The sequence below is a fragment of the Leifsonia xyli genome (genome assembly GCA_001647635.1).
Lineage (GTDB): Bacteria > Actinomycetota > Actinomycetes > Actinomycetales > Microbacteriaceae > Leifsonia > Leifsonia xyli_A.
In genome coordinates, this window is the sequence record CP014761.1 from 2,018,361 (window position 1) to 2,034,866 (window position 16,506).

General features: G+C 65.7%; 16 protein-coding genes and 3 pseudogenes. 10 read left to right on the plus strand and 9 right to left on the minus strand.

The window, feature by feature from the left end:
- Positions 1 to 8: 8 nt before the first annotated feature.
- The 5 genes from A0130_09855 to A0130_09875 form a co-directional block, all read right to left on the minus strand.
- Positions 9 to 200: a hypothetical protein gene (locus tag A0130_09855; protein ID ANF31938.1), complete on the minus strand. Its 192-nt coding sequence runs from the start codon at positions 198 to 200 to the stop codon at positions 9 to 11.
- 104 nt (positions 201 to 304) lie between these two features.
- Positions 305 to 1,051, minus strand: coding sequence for a hypothetical protein (locus A0130_09860; GenBank protein ID ANF31939.1), 747 nt, complete (start codon positions 1,049 to 1,051; stop codon positions 305 to 307).
- Between the two features lie 198 nt (positions 1,052 to 1,249).
- Positions 1,250 to 1,504 (minus strand): hypothetical protein, encoded by a 255-nt coding sequence (locus A0130_09865; protein ANF31940.1) that lies wholly within the window; start codon positions 1,502 to 1,504, stop codon positions 1,250 to 1,252.
- 89 nt (positions 1,505 to 1,593) lie between these two features.
- Positions 1,594 to 1,905 carry a hypothetical protein gene (locus A0130_09870; GenBank protein ID ANF31941.1) on the minus strand — a complete coding sequence of 104 codons (312 nt, stop codon included), beginning with the start codon at positions 1,903 to 1,905 and terminating at the stop codon, positions 1,594 to 1,596.
- 58 nt (positions 1,906 to 1,963) lie between these two features.
- A complete protein-coding gene (locus tag A0130_09875) occupies positions 1,964 to 2,326 on the minus strand; it encodes a hypothetical protein (protein ANF31942.1) in 363 nt (120 codons plus the stop codon).
- A 63-nt stretch (positions 2,327 to 2,389) separates the two neighbouring features.
- Here A0130_09875 and A0130_09880 point away from each other — a divergent pair, with 63 nt between their 5' ends.
- From A0130_09880 to A0130_09890, 3 genes are all read left to right on the plus strand, one after another.
- Complete coding sequence (locus A0130_09880; GenBank protein ANF31943.1) at positions 2,390 to 2,659, plus strand: hypothetical protein; 270 nt, start codon at positions 2,390 to 2,392, stop codon at positions 2,657 to 2,659.
- Between the two features lie 526 nt (positions 2,660 to 3,185).
- Entirely contained in the window at positions 3,186 to 3,467 is a 282-nt protein-coding gene (locus A0130_09885; protein ANF31944.1) for a hypothetical protein, read from the plus strand.
- Between the two features lie 284 nt (positions 3,468 to 3,751).
- The gene (locus A0130_09890) at positions 3,752 to 5,143 is read left to right on the plus strand and encodes a hypothetical protein (protein ID ANF31945.1); all 1,392 of its coding nucleotides are present in this window, start codon (positions 3,752 to 3,754) and stop codon (positions 5,141 to 5,143) included.
- A 55-nt stretch (positions 5,144 to 5,198) separates the two neighbouring features.
- Here the strand turns inward: A0130_09890 and A0130_09895 are convergent, their stop codons facing one another.
- Positions 5,199 to 5,510, minus strand: coding sequence for a hypothetical protein (locus A0130_09895; GenBank protein ID ANF31946.1), 312 nt, complete (start codon positions 5,508 to 5,510; stop codon positions 5,199 to 5,201).
- A 217-nt stretch (positions 5,511 to 5,727) separates the two neighbouring features.
- Between A0130_09895 and A0130_09900 the strand changes: the two genes are divergently transcribed.
- Positions 5,728 to 6,249: a hypothetical protein gene (locus tag A0130_09900; GenBank protein ID ANF31947.1), complete on the plus strand. Its 522-nt coding sequence runs from the start codon at positions 5,728 to 5,730 to the stop codon at positions 6,247 to 6,249.
- A gap of 28 nt (positions 6,250 to 6,277) precedes the next feature.
- Here A0130_09900 and A0130_09905 read toward each other — a convergent pair whose 3' ends face one another.
- Positions 6,278 to 7,324, minus strand: a complete 1,047-nt coding sequence (locus A0130_09905; GenBank protein ID ANF31948.1) for a transposase — start codon at positions 7,322 to 7,324, stop codon at positions 6,278 to 6,280.
- A 1,105-nt stretch (positions 7,325 to 8,429) separates the two neighbouring features.
- Here A0130_09905 and A0130_09910 point away from each other — a divergent pair.
- Positions 8,430 to 8,942, plus strand: a pseudogene (locus A0130_09910) (hypothetical protein).
- Positions 8,943 to 9,259: 317 nt separating this feature from the next.
- Entirely contained in the window at positions 9,260 to 10,324 is a 1,065-nt protein-coding gene (locus tag A0130_09915; GenBank protein ANF31949.1) for a sodium:proton exchanger, read from the plus strand.
- Between the two features lie 426 nt (positions 10,325 to 10,750).
- Here the strand turns inward: A0130_09915 and A0130_09920 are convergent, their stop codons facing one another.
- Positions 10,751 to 11,029 carry a hypothetical protein gene (locus tag A0130_09920; protein ANF31950.1) on the minus strand — a complete coding sequence of 93 codons (279 nt, stop codon included), beginning with the start codon at positions 11,027 to 11,029 and terminating at the stop codon, positions 10,751 to 10,753.
- Positions 11,030 to 11,147: 118 nt separating this feature from the next.
- On the opposite strand from A0130_09920, the gene A0130_09925 reads away from it, so the two are divergent.
- The gene (locus A0130_09925; protein ID ANF33384.1) at positions 11,148 to 11,663 is read left to right on the plus strand and encodes a MarR family transcriptional regulator; all 516 of its coding nucleotides are present in this window, start codon (positions 11,148 to 11,150) and stop codon (positions 11,661 to 11,663) included.
- 183 nt (positions 11,664 to 11,846) lie between these two features.
- On the opposite strand, the pseudogene A0130_09930 reads toward A0130_09925, so the two are convergent.
- Positions 11,847 to 12,485, minus strand: a pseudogene (locus tag A0130_09930) (hypothetical protein).
- Between the two features lie 243 nt (positions 12,486 to 12,728).
- Here A0130_09930 and A0130_09935 point away from each other — a divergent pair.
- From A0130_09935 to A0130_09945, 3 genes and pseudogenes are all read left to right on the plus strand, one after another.
- Complete coding sequence (locus A0130_09935; protein ANF31951.1) at positions 12,729 to 13,709, plus strand: aquaporin; 981 nt, start codon at positions 12,729 to 12,731, stop codon at positions 13,707 to 13,709.
- 294 nt (positions 13,710 to 14,003) lie between these two features.
- Positions 14,004 to 14,756 (plus strand): sugar dehydrogenase, encoded by a 753-nt coding sequence (locus A0130_09940; protein ID ANF33385.1) that lies wholly within the window; start codon positions 14,004 to 14,006, stop codon positions 14,754 to 14,756.
- 26 nt (positions 14,757 to 14,782) lie between these two features.
- Positions 14,783 to 16,495 (plus strand): annotated as a pseudogene (locus A0130_09945) (glucoamylase).
- Positions 16,496 to 16,506 lie beyond the last annotated feature (11 nt).

Here is a 16,506-nt window from a genome sequence, read left to right on the forward strand (position 1 = left end):
GATCGACATCAGTCGGCTGAACGAGTTGCGAGAAATTCGAGGTCTTCGAGCTCTCGGAGGACCGCTTGCGTCGACGGGTCCAGAGTGTAGTTCGCATCGCGTGTGCGCAACTCCTCAATCGAGAGGCCGGCCTCCGCGATCAACTCCGAGCGTCGCGCCTCGATCGTTTCGGGGTTCCAATAGAGGACGGTAGCAACCATCTCAGACCTCCGATGTTGTAGTGAACGCCATGATGGCACGAAATCGAGCACTTGTTCACGACCCCGCCTACCCAAATGTAGGGGGTGCCTCTGACACTGATGCTCTATCGCCTCATCAGGTAGGTGGGCCGCCAGAGCGCCCGCCTCCGACGAGCGCCGACCAAGAAAAGGGCAACCGCCACCAAGAAAAGCCACGCGCCAGCGAGCATCAGGAGCGCTTGAAGCAACCATTTCGAGGCGTTCGCCAGGATTAGAACCGTCATCCCGGCCCAAAGTACGACGAACATGCCTTGGACGGCCCAGTCAGCCCGGACGATTTCACCCTCTGGGCCTGTACCGGGGTTATACGGGATTCGTCGACGCTTGATGTCTGGAACGCCCCTGATGCGGCTGGTGACAGTTGGCACGGTCATCGGACCCTGACCTACTACCTGGAGCTCGAACATGTCGCCCGTGTTCAGGAGTGTCGGTTGGACCGAGACCGTCGAGCCGTCGAGCATTACCGCTGGCGATAGTGCGCGGGGGTTCACGGCAGACACGTGAGCACTGACTGGTTCGGACGCTCCCTCAAAGATGAGCTGGATTGGGGCTTCCCAATCGGCGGTTGCGAGCGATTGCCGCCCCGTGTTCGAGACTCGGATTGTGAGAAGCCAGGCGTTCCGTACCGGTCGCCCGTCCACCACGACCTCAATGAGTGAGCCTTCCGGAAGTGCGACTAGCGAGGACGCCCTCCACAGCACCCACTGGATCCGCGCCTTGGGGATTTGGCGAGGCAGCGCCCAGATGGCTAAGCCCAGGCCGATGCCGGCAATAATCACCGACGTCCAGCCGTCCCACCCGCCGATATCCACTGTCGAAGGATATCCACCCGCGGCCCGGCAAACGGAACCGTCCTCGGTGCCCTCTCGGTGTGTCGGGTTCCGAGCACTGATCAATCTATCTGATAACCAGTCGGCGGCAATTGCCGGTCCGTGGCGAACCGCTCAAGCACCGCTAAGGGGTTAGGTAGATCGCGGTTCCCGTTCACCTCCACCGGCAGCGCAGACAACTCAGTGGCGCTTGTCCGGCGCCGACGACTCGTTGTGGTGGCCGGAGATGCCGTCTCGGAACTGGCCGTTCCGACCCTGCACGCGGACCTCGCCCTTGCCCTCGCCTGAGTTATTCACGATTTCCTTGGCACGGTGGATCGCTTCCGCCTGGGTGTCGGTGTGCGCGGAGGCACGCTTGTGGTTCTCTTTCACGACGTCCCAGCCGCCGCGCTTTTCGTTCTGGACGACGTAACGGTCCTCATCGTTCTTCGCCATGGTGCGCTCCCTTCCGAACGGAACGGTACGCCCGCATATCCTCGCCCTGAACCCGTTGCCATCCGTGGCTCAGCCTGCACGAGCAGAGCTCACGGCCGGTCGAAGTGCTCTCGTAGAGCGGTCCATATTTCCAGCGGACTCTCTCCCGTCGCCTCCGACAGACGGGACGCGAGCCAGGTGATCGCCATCAGGGCCGGGGAGATCACGGCGGAGACGTCGATATCTATCCGGCCGGTTGTCTCATCCAGGCGCACGCTGATCGCATCGATGTCCCGCAGCCGTTCAAGCGCCAACTCGGTTGCTGCTTCCCTCTCCGCCAAGCTCGCGGTCTCATCCCTCGCACTGAGCGCGTCGATGAGCGTGTGACCGGCCAGCCGGCCGGTCTCGGGAATGCGAGACATGCAAGTCACGATCGCACTCGAGCAGCTCCCTCGAAAGTCAGCTGTCCCGTCCGAGCGGCTACCCGCTACGCGGAAGCCCGGTGCGCGGATCCAGCCCCGCCTGCCACCGCTGCCGCTGCTCCGCCGGCGTCACCACCGTCCCATCCGGCGCCCGCTCCGGCGTCAGAAAGGACGGCATTCCGAGTGCCGTTGCACAGGCGTCGGTCGCCTGGCGCAGTTCGTCGTAGAACCCGAGGGGCCATCGGTCGGATCGTCTCACGGTGAAGTGGTCGACCCGGTACATCATCAGCGTCTCGCGGGTGCGCTGATTCACGGCGGGACCGTACTCGATCACGAAACGGATCCGCAACGGGCGTTCCTCCAGCACCAGCCACACCCGCTCCCCCGCTTGCAGTACTCTCACCGATCCGGTCTCCGACATTCGAACATATGTTCTATTGTGGGCTGCAGAACCCACACCGCAACCCGATCGGAGGAACCGGCCATGAGCATCGCTCCCACCGCCGACATCGTCCACCTCTGGACCGACTCCGGAACACCCACCCGCCTCGTCTGGCAGCAGCGGCGTTACCGCGTCGTTGCCGCCGAACCCATTCGCGCAACCGTCTCTCACGACGCCCTGACGCACCCCGCCGAACGGCTCATCGGTTGGTCGCTTGTCGTCGCGGCGGACCTGGACCATGCAGACGTACGAGTGATGCAGGTGCGACCTACCGGCCGCGAATGGCTCCTGGCCGACGTCGACCCAGCCTGAACCGGTGGGACAGAACCGTCGCTACCGCGGTGCGGGAATGGACCGGGTCATCGAACAGATCGTCACACGACCCCGGCCAGTGTGGTTGACCGAGAAGGAAGTCGACCTCGAGCACGACCCGGCCGTTGTCCCGGAGACGCCGGCGCCGGCGACTGCGTTCGTCCGCTTCCATGAAGCTGTCGTGCAACCCGATGTTGAGGTGGTCGCCTGGAACGAGCACGCGGTGAGGATTCGATTCACTTCCCGTGATGGGCAGACCCATGAAGGGTGGGTGTGGAAAGACGCTGTCCGCACCCGACCACGGCGTAGCATTCCACCCCGTCGCTGACCCGAGCACCGGCACTCAAACGCTTGCCTCCGCCGGCTGTGTGCGGTAAAGCCTTCGGCGATTATGCGGTCGCCCGCCCTGCCCGCAAGCCCCTCCGGGGCCGACTGAGGTCGCCCTACCGGGTGGCACTCCAGGCGCGACTCCCTGATCGGCACTGCGTGCCTTCACGGCACACCAACCAGTACGGAGGAACCGATCATGAGCACCCTCATCACCAACAGCGACGAGCTCACCCACTTCACCGCCGTCTTCAGCAAAAGGGATCTCGCCACCGACATCGCACCCCGGCTCAGCTGCACCGAAGTCGAAGCGCTCGCCGGCCTCCTCCGAGCCGTCGGCGAACCCGCCACCGCCGACACCTGGATCCAGGAACACGCCACCCAAGACGAAACCGGCGACGCCCACTACCTCGGCGACACCGTCGAGTATCTGGTCCCACTCGACCCGATGGACGACCTCCACTGCGACAGCTGCCAGTAATCAACTACGAGCCCACGCCGCGATGGCGCGGGCTCACCTCATGTAAAGCGAAGAACGTATGTGGATCCGCGGAGCGGCGCCCTGCCTGCTGGGGGTGTCCGTCTGCCTGGCCGTTGATCGTAGTTCGCTCCCGCGGCGACTGCGTGCCGGGCTTTCGCGGCATATCCTCACTCGCTTTCGCTCCCTCCGGTATTCCACAGACCCGGCACTACGCACCGCTCACGCTCACCCTCGATCCCCTTGCCAGACAGGCGAACAAGAACAGTTGAAGGGAAACAAGGACCATGAGCGACACCACCGTTGCGGGCACCATCGAACACCTCGACCCCCACACCCTCACCGTCGAAAGCAACGTGCGACCCACCGCACCCATCACCCCCGCCTTCGTCCAATCGATCAAAGAGAACGGCGTCCTCACCCCCGTCCTCGGGCACCGCGGCGACGACGGTTCGGTGACCGTCCGGGCCGGGCAACGACGCGTCTTCGCCGCCCGCGAAGCCGGCCTGACCACCATCCCCGTCTACCTTGTCGACGCGGACGAGGAGACCACGGAGCGGATCGTGCAGCAGATGGTCGAGAACGACCAGCGCCAAGCCCTCACCGACCGTGACCGTGCTGCCGCCTTCCAACAACTCGCCTGCGAAGGCCTCTCCGTCACAGCGATCGCTCGTCGCACCGGCACCAGGCAGAAGGAAGTCAAGACCGCCCTCGCCGTCACCCAGAACCCGGTCACGGCGTCCGCGATCCAGGAACACCAACTCACCCTGGACCAGGCAGCCGTGTTGATCGAGTTCGACAGCGACGACGACATCCGCGCCGACCTCATCCAGGTCGCCACCACCGACCCGGCCCAGTTCGCGCACGCGGCCCAGCGGGCACGCGACGACAAAGCCCGCGCGCAGGTCAAAGCCGACGCGGAAGCCAAACTCTCCGAGCGCGGATACGTGATCCTCGAAAACGACCCGGGGTACTACGACACCGAGTACACCCGCATCAGCGAGCTCCTCACCGCCGACGACCAACACGTCACCGTCGACCACATCGAGAGCATCGACGGTCGGGCTGCGTATGTTTGGGTCTACGCCGACGGGGACGCCAACGTCAGCTACTTCGTCCGGGACGCGAAAGCGGCCGGCTTCCACACCTATGGCGGCGGCCAGGCGAAGAGCGGACCGATGACGGACGAGCAGAAGGCGGAACGCCGCACCCTGATCGCCAACAACAAAGCATGGGCGTCGGCCGAGATCGTCCGCCGAGAATGGCTCACCACCCTCCTCTCCCGCAAGACGCTGCCCAAGGACGCCCTCGTGGTGATCGCCCGAGGACTCACCGCCCACCGGCACGCGATCAGCGCCGCCACCCAGGGCGGCAACGAGGTCGCCCACGATCTGCTCGGCCTCGAACCGACCGGGTACTTCGGGGCAGACAAGCTGACCGCGCTCATCGAGCACACCCCGGCCAAGGCGCAGCACGTCGCCCTCGCGATCGTGCTCGGAGCGTGCGAATCCGTCACCAGCAAGCAGACCTGGCGGACACCCTCCCCCACCGACGCCGCATACTTCACCCAACTCGGCGCCTGGGGCTACACCCTCAGCGACGTCGAGCAGATCGTCATCGGCGAGCAACAGCCGGACAGCGCAGCCGACGCCGACACCAGCGGGGAGGGCAACGAGTAAACCAACCAACTGTGGGCCTCGTCATTGTGACGGGGCCCACAGTCGTGCGCGCAGGTCAGCCGAGGGTCCGCACCGGCCCGGCGAGCGGCGCCGGCCCCACGGCTGGGCCACCATGCTGCGGCACCCGGTCGAACGCCAGAAACGGCACACACGCCGTTTCCGCCGTCAACGCCGCCAGCCGGCCGATCAGCGTGCGCGGGTCACCGGCAATCGCCCACCCGTCCGCCGCGTACCGGGCCACAGTGTCCACGCACTCCTTCTTTTCTTCCGCGGTCGGGAACATGGAGCCGACCACTCCGATCAGTCCGCCCTGCAGTTCCGGACCCATGTTGCTTGTATCGATGATGAATACCCGCATCACAATCACTCCCCTGTCGATCGACCCTTCTATGGGCCGGTGTCAAATTGGTCTGCCGGGCCGGCGTGACCAGGTGGGGCGTTAGTGCTGTCCTGTTCCTGATCGTTTTTCTTGCCGTTCCGGCACAAAGATCGAGAGCGGGCGGAGGCAGCGCAGTGCCCAGAGGGAGCGGTTGCTAAGCGCAGGGAGCGCAGCGAGTGGAGTCTGCAAAAAGCGAGTGGAGGGAATGGAGCTGGTGGAGCTCGCTATGATCGGCTGCCGGATCGGAAAGAAACTCAGAGATGACAGCACGCCGCAGGCGTTCCATCGAGCAAAGGCTGCGCCGCCTCCGTGCGGCTCCGCTCTGCCAGGCCCTGCCGTCGGTTACTCGAGGGAGCAATTCCTTGAAGTTGTCAAGCGGAGGCGGTTGTTGGGGCTGCCGGTTATCGTTTGCGACATGAAGCTCGTCTGCTACGCGAACCACTCTGTGCTGATGGGCTCGGACGACGCTGACATTCTGATCGAGTATGCGCGGCTTCTCGGCGAGTACAGCCGGACCGATGCGGTAAGAATGCGGGCACTGAGTGTGACGGGCACGGAGGTGGAGGTGAGCTTCCTTCTGAACGCTGCCACATCTCTGCTGACCGAGACTGCTCCCGAGGCGAACGGTGCGAGAACACCCGACAACGCGGATGCACGAATGGGATTACTCGATCGCATCTTCACCCTTACTCAAGATTTCGACCCTTCAAATGAGGATTCTTGGTGAGCTAGGCCGGGCAACGGATTGGCAATATTCACGCCACCGCATCGCGGAGGCGACGGAACAACTGCCGGCCGATGTATCGCTTGAGACTCCGCCGGATCTCGCGTTTGCTCTTGCCTTCCGCCAACCGTCTGGCCAGATAGTCGCGGGTCGCGGGATCACAACTAAGCCGGACCCGGGCGATGACATCCAAGGCCCGGTTTAGTTGCCGGTCGCCGTGCCGGTTGAGCCGATGCCGGGTCGTGTTCCCGCTCGAGGCCTCCAACGGCGACGCGCCGGCCAAGGCGGCGAATGCTGCCTCGCTGCGGACCCGGCCTTGATGCGAGTAAGAGGTGACCAGGATGGCGCCGGTCACGGCGCCAACTCCGAGTAGCTGTTGCAGACCCGGTGCGAGTTCGTGGACGTGACGGGCGAGCGCAGCCTGATTCTCCACAAGCTGGATGGTGAGCGCTTGGACAGAGACGGCCAACCGTCGAGCCTCCTGACGGATGGTGGCCATCGCGACGTCATCCGCAGCGCGCTGACGCCAGCCGGCGACCTCGCGCACCTGGGTATCAGTGAGCGGCTTGCGGGCATCCATACCCAGGTCGAAGCTTCGGAGCAGAGCCGTCAACGCGTTCCGCCCCGCAGTTCGCCGACTGTCCATCGCCTGCCGTGCGACCAAGAGCACCCGCAGGGCAGCACGGAGTCCGTCCGATCGCGGAGTCGTCAGCCGTTCGACGTCAGAGGCAAGCGCGGTCCTGGCCGCGGCGATGGCGTCTATCTCGTCTGATTTGCCGCGACCCGCGCGAACGGCGCGCTTCGGCGGCCGGACGTCGCAGACATCCAGGCCGGCGGCGATCAAGGCTCGTCTGAGGCCCGAACCATAGGAACTCGCACCCTCGATAGCGACAAGGACGCGACCATGGGCGCGTCGCCGCATCCAAGCCAGTGCTCGGCCAAGGCCGTTCGCGGTCGTTGGAAACGTCGCCGAATCGAGGCGTCGTCCGGTGCCGGCTTCCAGCACGGCATAGGTATGTGTTCGTGCATGCGTGTCGACGCCGACGACGTGGTCATCGTGATCAGCCACGGAGCTCACTCCGATAGTCCCTTCCGATTGGCGAACAATACAGTTCGTCGGTCTGGAGAGGTTTCGAGGCGGAACTCTAATGAGTCACACGAGCCGGTCCCCCGGCCGCGGACGACCTTCTATCAAGCCATCGGAACAGACAAACCGACGCCCAGCTCGGCGCGCGGACAGATCGATCGAAAGGCACCCACGGGGCCATTTTTGTTTTGAGTCACGCGACACCGAGCCGGACGTCAGTCTGCCAGCCAGTCCCAGACCAACCAGTCTCATTAGAGTTTTTGTTTGCCTTCCGGCGGAGGATCGATGGCGAGTGGGAGGGGCGGGAGTGCCGGGACCGTGGAATACCGGAGGGAGCGCAGCGAGTGAGGATATGCCGCGAAAGCCCGGCACGGGAGAACCGGGAACGAGCTACGATCGGCCGGCGGAAAGACAAACAAAACAGGCAAGTCAGTGCCGCCGGAAGGCGGCTCCGCGAAGATCGCTCGGGCGCGCGCACGCAGACGGAGCAGACGGTCTCCGACGCCCTCGACCGTGGTATCTGCCACGAGACCGGCTGGGCCTGACACCGTCTATAAGCGCACCGCTACCGCCGGCCCCGGCCCGAAGCACCCCATGGCGACGGAATCGGCAAGGGCTGCCACCCACCGCTGGTGTTGTTATTCGACCACGCCGCCTCGGGGAAGTATTGTGCGCTAGGTGGCTGACAAGGAGACCATGGTCCCTCACGTCCCCTTGACTGAACGAGCCGATATTGACCAGCATCTCAACGGCCGCCCATTCCGGAAATGCGGCCGCCGCGATGAACCCCGTGCACTCGGCGGCAACACCTGCGCCGCCTCGTCATGAGGTCACTCTTCAGCTGGCGCTCCAGCCCAGGAGCGCGTCTGCCGGTCGAGCGAGTATCACACGCCCGCCGGGTAACGCGAGGAATCACTGCTCAGTTGGAGATCGACCACTCCCCCGGTCGAGGATCATCGGCTTCCCGGCGCAATCACCTCCCAGCAGGACTCATCGCGGCGCAGTTCGTGCTCGAGGCGCAGGCGGAGCGGAGACGCCGCCGGCCACGAGCGGCCCGTCTCCCGGAAGTCTGGCTGGTTCCGCGCATAGTTGAGGGATGGACCACCTCGACGACTCCCCTGCGGCACCGCCGAGCCTGGTTCGAGTCGGCGGGCTCACCCGCGACAAACTGATTCGGACGCTGGGCGACCACGGCGTTGAGCTGAACGCCCATGCCTCGACGTTGCTCGAGCACCCGATGTTCGAACGGCGCGAGCCGGAATCCGTTCACGTCGTCACGGTGACTCTCGACCAGATCGGGTTGCCAGACGGCGGTACGTTGCCGGAGGTGTTCGAGGCGGCCGGCGAACGCGGCCTGGAGCTGTGCCCGCCAGACACCGCCCCGTACTTTCGGTTGGCATGGATGTCCCAGCCGAATGCACCAGATTCGGTCCTCTCCGCCGGACGGTCACCGGCCGGTGCTGTCAAGGTCGCGGCCGCACCGTTGAGGATCGAGGTCGAGTTTCCGAAAGGCTTCTACCTACGGGTCGTGGACCACCAGCGCTGGCTACGCGGATACCGGTGCGACGACGAGTACGCCTTCACTGCGGAGGACCGATTCGTCTTCCGCGCCGCGCCCAAACGGCACTCTCGGCCGATGGCGGAGTTGCGGCACAGACGCGGACAGTCGCCGATGAGTGCTATCTGAGGGGTGTCCAGGTGCGGCCGTACGAACGAGTGGTCTACATCGTTCTGACGGTTGTCGCGATTTTAGTCGGGTTGAAAGTTGAAGGCGTCTGCGCATCCCTATAACGCTTGCGGGATCGCAAGCAATAAATGTACTCGCGCGGCGGGCTAGTGCAAGGACCTCCCGGACATCGCGATCAGCCGTAACGTTCACGACATGATGAGAGAGATGGGAATCGGCATCGACTCAGGATCACCCGCGTGAACGCCTGGCCGATGTGGTTGCTAGTGCTGATATTCGTGGGCGCCGCAGCGGTGATATGGGTCGCTGGGATCCAACTCTCGCGCACCACAGACGTGCTCGACTCGCGCCTTCACATCGGAAGCGCCCTCGGCGGCCTGATCGTTCTCGCGGTGGCGACCAACCTCCCCGAAATCGCAATCACGGTCAGCTCCGCGCTATCAGGCGACCTTTCCGTTGCGCTCGGCAACATCCTCGGCGGCATTGCGCTGCAGACCGTGGTCCTCGTGATCTTGGACGGCTTCGGCAAAAGAGGAAAGGGCGTCCGACCTCTCACTTACCGAGCAGCATCGCTCGTTCTGGTACTCGAGGCGGTGGTGGTTGTCGCGGTGCTGGCGATTGTGATGGCCGGCAGCCAGCTTCCGTCCCTGGTGTTCTTCCGTCTGACCCCCGACGTTATCCTGATCGCCGCGGTGTGGGTGATCGGGCTCCTGCTAGTCAAACGAGCGGGGCGAAATTTGCCTTGGGAGCAAAAGGGTAACGCGCCCGACGCCTCCCCGCACACGGCCGGGCACCGTCGCAGTAAGCCCGAGGCGCCTCACCGAAACTGGAGCACCGGCCGGGTGTGGCTCGTGTTCGTGGTTTCGGCGCTTGCCACCCTCGCGGCCGGTGTCGCACTGGAGGTCAGCGGGGATGCCGCGTCGAAGCAGGTGGGGCTGTCGGGTGTCCTTTTCGGCGCCACTATCCTCGCGCTCGCGACCTCGCTCCCGGAGATCTCGACGGGCCTACAGGCAGTCAAGCAGGGCGACGACAACCTCGCGATGAGCGACATTTTCGGCGGAAACGCGTTCCTACCTGTTCTGTTCCTCGTCGCCACGGTGATCTCCGGGCGCGCTGTGCTGCCACACGCGAACGCCAGCGACATTTACCTGACCGCCCTGGCCGCACTGCTTACCCTCATCTACAGCGTTGGGCTCGTGTTCCGGCCCACGAAACGAATCCTCGGCATGGGCATCGACTCGGTGGCGGTATTGCTGGTCTATTTGCTCGGCATCGCAGGCCTCTTCACGGTCGCCACCAGTTGAGAGAGCAGCACTAGCGAGCTCGGGAGGCGTGCGACGTGCCCGATCTCTCCTTCGCGGTCGTCGTCACACCGTAGGCCGTAATGGGTCATGGGAGTCGTTCGGCATTCCTGTAGGCGCCGTTGCCATACGCACACCTGTTGGCGCTCCTTTTCGGACCCATCGTGGAGGCCTTCCTGGTATTGCTGCCGGCCCGCCCCGCTACCAATGCGGTTTCGGTTGGACGCTCCGGCTTGTTACACCGCGCAGTTCATGGGCGTCCGACCGAACGATATCGGTCGGACTCTCTAACGATCGTTACCCACGTCGATGAGCCACGCCAGGAAAGTCTGATCCAGTGAGCTTGGACCAGGAATCGCACTTGGGACGCGACTAGACGCTTGGCACGGCCGGGCGAGCGACGGCCGCCCGGCCCCCCCCGATGTGCACTTACTCGCGGTGCTCATGTTCCGCGCGAGGGTGCGTGCCGCGCTCGTGTGTCTCGTGCTCGGCCTTCGGGTAGTTGCCACTGCGAAGGTGCGAGCTGCGCACCAGGGGCTCTGAACCGTCCCGCTCTGAACCGACATAAGCTCCGACGATGTCCCCCTCGGGACCGGGATGCCCCTCCGACTCGGTGTACTGCCCGTGCACATCGCGTGGTTCGGCAATCTCGGGCTCAGCCTGGGTATACCGGCCCTCGACCTGGTCACGCCCTTCTGCCTCGACCATGACCATCACCTCCTCAATTGCGATAGCGCAATCATCCCACCGGCCAGCGAATCGCGGAAGATCGGTCGAGGTCGAAAAACAGGCTGCGGATCAAGCAAATGTTGCTCGCTCGCAAGCAATCCGCGATACAACTGAAAGTGTGGATGCTCGAAACGACTCGCGGCAGGGTGTGGATGCCGCACTCCTCGCGGCGGACGTGATGATGGGCGTTGCGGCGCGCTCCGTACTTGAGGTCGAGGACATCGTCACCTCTCCCCAGCTGCGTGTGCTTGTGACAATCGCCACCAGGGGCCCGCAGAACCTCGGTGAGATCGCAGCGGAGCTCGGCGTCCACGCCTCTAATGCGACTCGCACCTGCGAGAAGCTCGTTGGCGCGGGCCTGATCGCCCGGTCAGAAGATCCCGCCGACCGACGATTCGTCCAGTTATCGCTGACGCAGCAGGGTGAGGCGCTCGTCGACCGAGTAATCAGCCACCGGCGATCCGCCCTTGCTAATGTGCTCGCGGCGATGGAGCCCAACCAACGTGCAGCTGCGACCGATGCCTTCCGAGCGTTCGCCCAGGCGGCGGGTGAAGAGCACGGCGGTGATGGCCGGTTCACCCTGGTGCGCCCCCACGAATCGACGGATAGGTAGCATCGCGTCGCCGCGACATCGCTAGGCCGCGCCGCACCGTGCACACGCGCCGGGAGTTTCCCGGCACCGTGCACACGCGCCGGGAGTTTCCCGCATCGCACCGCATTCGGGGCAGACGGATCCAAGCCAGCACGCCGCATCCCCACCCTCCGGCTCATCCACATGTGTCTGCCGGACGGCCGCCGCGCGCAGTGCGGAGCCGCGAGCGCCGAGCGGCTCGCCGATCCCGAAGTAGTGGCGGAAGCTGTACACGATCGGCTGCCACGCCAGCGGGTCGATATGATCGCCGTCGCGGACAATCCGTGGGTCGGCGTGCACCCGGAGGACCTCGGCCTCCGTGATCGCGTAATCGCCGGTCACGCCCGGCGTCACCCGCCGCACCTCTGCTTCCAGCTGCAGCAGGCACTCACTCACCCGCGGCGGGTCAACCAAGTCCGAAGGCTGAGGGGTCAATCCCGCAGCGGCGAACTTGTCAGAGCTATACGCATACCGGCTGGCCTTCGCCTCCGGCACATCGGCCCGTCCAGTCAGATCCGCGATCCGCTCGACAGCCGGCCACAGCGGCGGCGACGGAAAATTGACCGTGAGCTGCGGGCGCTCACGAACGTTGGCGAGCGTGTGCCCATCGGTCTCGAGCCCGAGCGCGAGCATCCGGCCGAGCGCCCAGTACGAGGAGGCCGGCGCGAGATTCGCGCTGCCGTCCTCGTTGCGCGAGGCGAGCAGAAGCACCGGTGTGCCGACATAGAGGATCGCCGGGTGGACCACCCGGTGCACGCCGAACCCCCCGGCCGCACCCTCCCGTGCCGCATCAGTGTCGGCCATCTCGCGCCGACCCCTCCAGTGCAGCGAAGGCGTCAGCTGCCCCCGAGCGCGACAACTTCCCAGCTGCCCCTCGAAGGACTGACCAGGTCTGCCCGTCCAAGCGACCCCGTCGACCTCCAGCACGCGTCACTGTCATCCCTTATCCTTTATCCATTGTCGGAGACTTCATTGCGCAATCGCAAACGTTGCGTAACACTTATCATATCGACGTGGTGACACGCCGCTTCCACTTGGAGGTGCGGAATGTCCGATGACACGATCCCTGTCCTCGTCCGAGGCTGGGGGCTCAAACGCCGGAGCGGGCTGTGGGGCGAGTGCCTCGCGGAGTTCCTCGGAACCTTCGTCCTCATCGCGTTCGGCGACGGTGTCGTCGCGATGACCGTCGCCGCGCTCCCAGGATCCGGCCGCACCGAAGGTCCGACAACATTCTTCCTGAGCGCCGGCGACTGGCTGCTCATCACCTGGGGCTGGGCGATGGCGGTCGTGTTCGGCATCTACGTAGCCGGCGGCGTCAGCGGCGCCCACCTCAACCCGGCAGTGACTCTGGCGTTCGCGGTGCGGCGCCGCTTCGCTTGGGCGAAAGTGCTCCCGTACATGCTCTCGCAGGTGCTTGGAGCGTTCGTCGGCGCGGCACTGGTGCTCGGGGCGTACGCCGCGGCGATCGGCGCCTTCGACACGGCAAGCAAGGGCCCGAAGGTGAACGGACACACCCTCGCATCCTTCTCGATCTTCGCCACCTTCCCAGCGCCCTACTACGACGGGAACATGTGGGGACCGCTGTTCGACCAGATCGTGGGGACGATGTTCCTCGTGCTCCTCGTGGTCGCAGCCATCGACCTGCGCAACACCGCCGTGCAATCAAACCTGGGACCGTTGATCATCGGCTTCGCGGTAGCCGCGATCGGCATGTCCTACGGCGCCAACGCGGGGTACGCGATCAACCCTGCCCGCGACCTCGGCCCGCGGCTCCTGGCCTGGATCGCAGGCTGGGGGAATCTTGCCGTTCCGGGCGACGGGCCATGGTTCAGCGGGTACATGTGGGTGCCCATCCTCGGGCCACTGATCGGTGGCGTGATCGGCGTCCTCGTCTACGACCTTTTCGTCGGCGACATCCTGCACGCCCGCCTACTGCGCGCCGGCCGACCCGCCCCCGAGGCGGCCGGACCTCCCTACCAGCCACCGGGACCAGACACCGAGGAACCCCAGGCGCGTCCCCCCGCCTGAGGCGCCGGTCGACGCTGACCGGCAGGACCCGACAGGGAGGAGCAGTCCACGACTTCTCCCTGTTCGGCGTCCCTCGGCGAACGCGCTGGTCGTCAAACCAAACAGCGACACGGCGACGTCGCAGGCGAGGCCGACGCGGCCTCCATCCTCGGCAGTGCAAGCACCCCTCTCCCGTGACGCAAGCAGATGGTCCTTGTCACGGAAATCCGTGAGGAAACTCCAAAACGGTTGCGCACGCGCAAACAAGTGGTTCAGTGGGCAGCAGACGAGGAGGAATGTGTGGACCTGAAGAACATGAGCGTCGTGGTGACCGGGGGCAACAGTGGGATCGGGGCGGCCATCGTCCGCTGTCTGGCGTCGGCGGGAGCGGCGGTCGTCATCGACTATGTGGCGCGACCAGTCGACACCGCTGACCTCGTGAAGGACATCACCGCACAGGGTGGGCGCGCCGTCGGCGTCGAAGCCGACGTGAGCACGGTCGCCGGGATCGACAAGCTGATCCAGACCGCCGTCGACGAGTTCGGCCGTCTGGACGCCTTCGTCAACAACGCCGGGATCGAGAACCGGCACGGCATCCTCGACGTCGATGAGAAGACGTTCGACGAGGTCATGGCCGTCAACCTCAAGAGCGCGGTGTTCGGCACTCAGCGGGCCGCCAAGCGCTTCATCGAGCAGGGCGGCGGAGGCGTCGTCGTCAACATCTCCTCCGTGCACGAGGACTGGCCCATGCCCGGCAACTTCACCTACTGCGTGTCGAAGGGCGGGATGCGGATGCTCACCCGGACCGCCGGCGTCGAACTCGGCCCCCACAAGATCCGGGTCGTGAACGTCGCGCCCGGCGCCGTGAACACGCCGATCAACGCCGACACCATGAAGGACGACGCGCTCCGGCAGAAACTGCAGAACAGCATCCCGCTGCGCGAGATCGCCGATCCGTCCGAGATCGGGGGCGTAGTGGCGTTCGTCGTCTCGGACGCCGCCGCGTACATGACGGCGACCACGGTCTTCGTCGACGGCGGCATCATGCAGGGAAGTGTCGGGCTGTGACGGGCAGCCGGATCGAGGACTACGCCATGATAGGCGACCTCCACACGGCCGCGATAGTCGCCGCCGACGGGTCGATCGACTGGCTGTGTCTGCCGCGGTTTGACTCCCCCGCCTGCTTCGCCGGGCTCGTGGGCACCGAGGACGCCGGACGGTGGCTGATGGCGCCCGTCGACGGCGGCCGATGCACGCGCCGACGTTACCGCGGCGACACGCTCGTCCTGGAGACGGAGTGGGAGACGGCGGACGGTCACGTCCGCGTCATCGACTTCATGCCCGTGCGCGACGAGGTGGCCGACCTGGTGCGCATCGTCGAAGGCGTGTCGGGGACGGTTCCGATGCGCACGGAGCTGGTGCTCCGGTTCGACTACGGCCAGATCGTGCCCTGGGTGACCAAGACGGAGTCCGGCGTCCGCGCGGTGGCGGGACCGGACGCGGTGCTGGTGACCGCTGATGTGCCGCTCGAGGGGCGCGACCTGAGGACCGTGTCCGAGTTCACCGTCGAGCCGGGCGACCGCGTCGCCTTCGTACTGACCTGGTTCCCCAGCCACGACCCGGAGCCGACCCCGGCGGACGCGGAGGAGACCCTCGCGGCGACGGAGCTGTTCTGGAGCCGGTGGAGCGCGAAGAGCACCGCGTACGGCCCGCACAAGGACGCCATCCAGCGCTCGCTCGTCACGCTCAAGGCCCTGACCTACGCCCCAACGGGCGGCATCGTCGCCGCGCCGACCACTTCCCTTCCGGAGCAGCTCGGCGGCCCGCGCAACTGGGACTACCGCCTCTGCTGGCTGCGGGATGCGACGCTCGCCCTGCAGTCGCTGCTCACGGCCGGGTACACCGAGGAGGCCAGTGCCTGGCGCGACTGGCTCGTACGCGCGGTCGCCGGCGATCCGGCCGACCTGCGGATCATGTACGGGCTCGACGGACGCCGCCGCCTTCCAGAGGAGACGATCGACTGGCTCCCCGGCTACGAGGGGTCGCGACCCGTGCGCGTGGGCAACGCCGCTTCGGATCAGCTGCAACTGGATGTCTGGGGCGAGGTGCTCGACGGCCTCTCGCTCACGCGGTCCACGATCGGGTCCGGCGACGACGACGCCTGGAACGTCCAGCTCAGCCTGATCGAGCACTTGGCCGAGCGGTGGAAGGAGCCCGACAACGGTCTCTGGGAGATGCGGGGCCCGCAGCGCCATTTCACGTACTCCAAGGTGATGGCGTGGGTCGCGGTGGACCGCATGATCGACGGCGCCCGCACGTACGACCTGCCGGGGCCGGTGCGGCGCTGGGAGCGGATGCGGGCCGAGATCCGTCGCGACATCCTCGCCAACGGCTACGACGCGAAGCGGAACACGTTCGTGCAGGCGTACGGCTCGGACGAGTTGGATGCGTCGCTGCTGCTGATCCCGCGGGTGGGCTTCCTACCGCCCGGCGACAAGCGGGTGATCGGGACCATCGACGCCATCCAGGAGGACCTCACCGAGAACGGGCTCGTCCTCCGCTATCGACCGCAGGCCAGCGACGACGGGCTTCCGGGCGGGGAGGGCGTGTTCATCGCCTGCTCGTTCTGGCTGGTGGACGCGCTCATCGGCGCCGGTCGACGCGAGGAGGCGGAGGCGCTGTTCACCCGACTGCTGGACCTCCGCAACGACGTGGGGCTGCTCAGCGAGGAGTGGGAACCGTCAAGCGCGCGGCAGCTGGGCAACATGCCGCAGGCGTTCAGCCATTTCGCGCTCATCCGGAGCGCCTTCCACCTGCT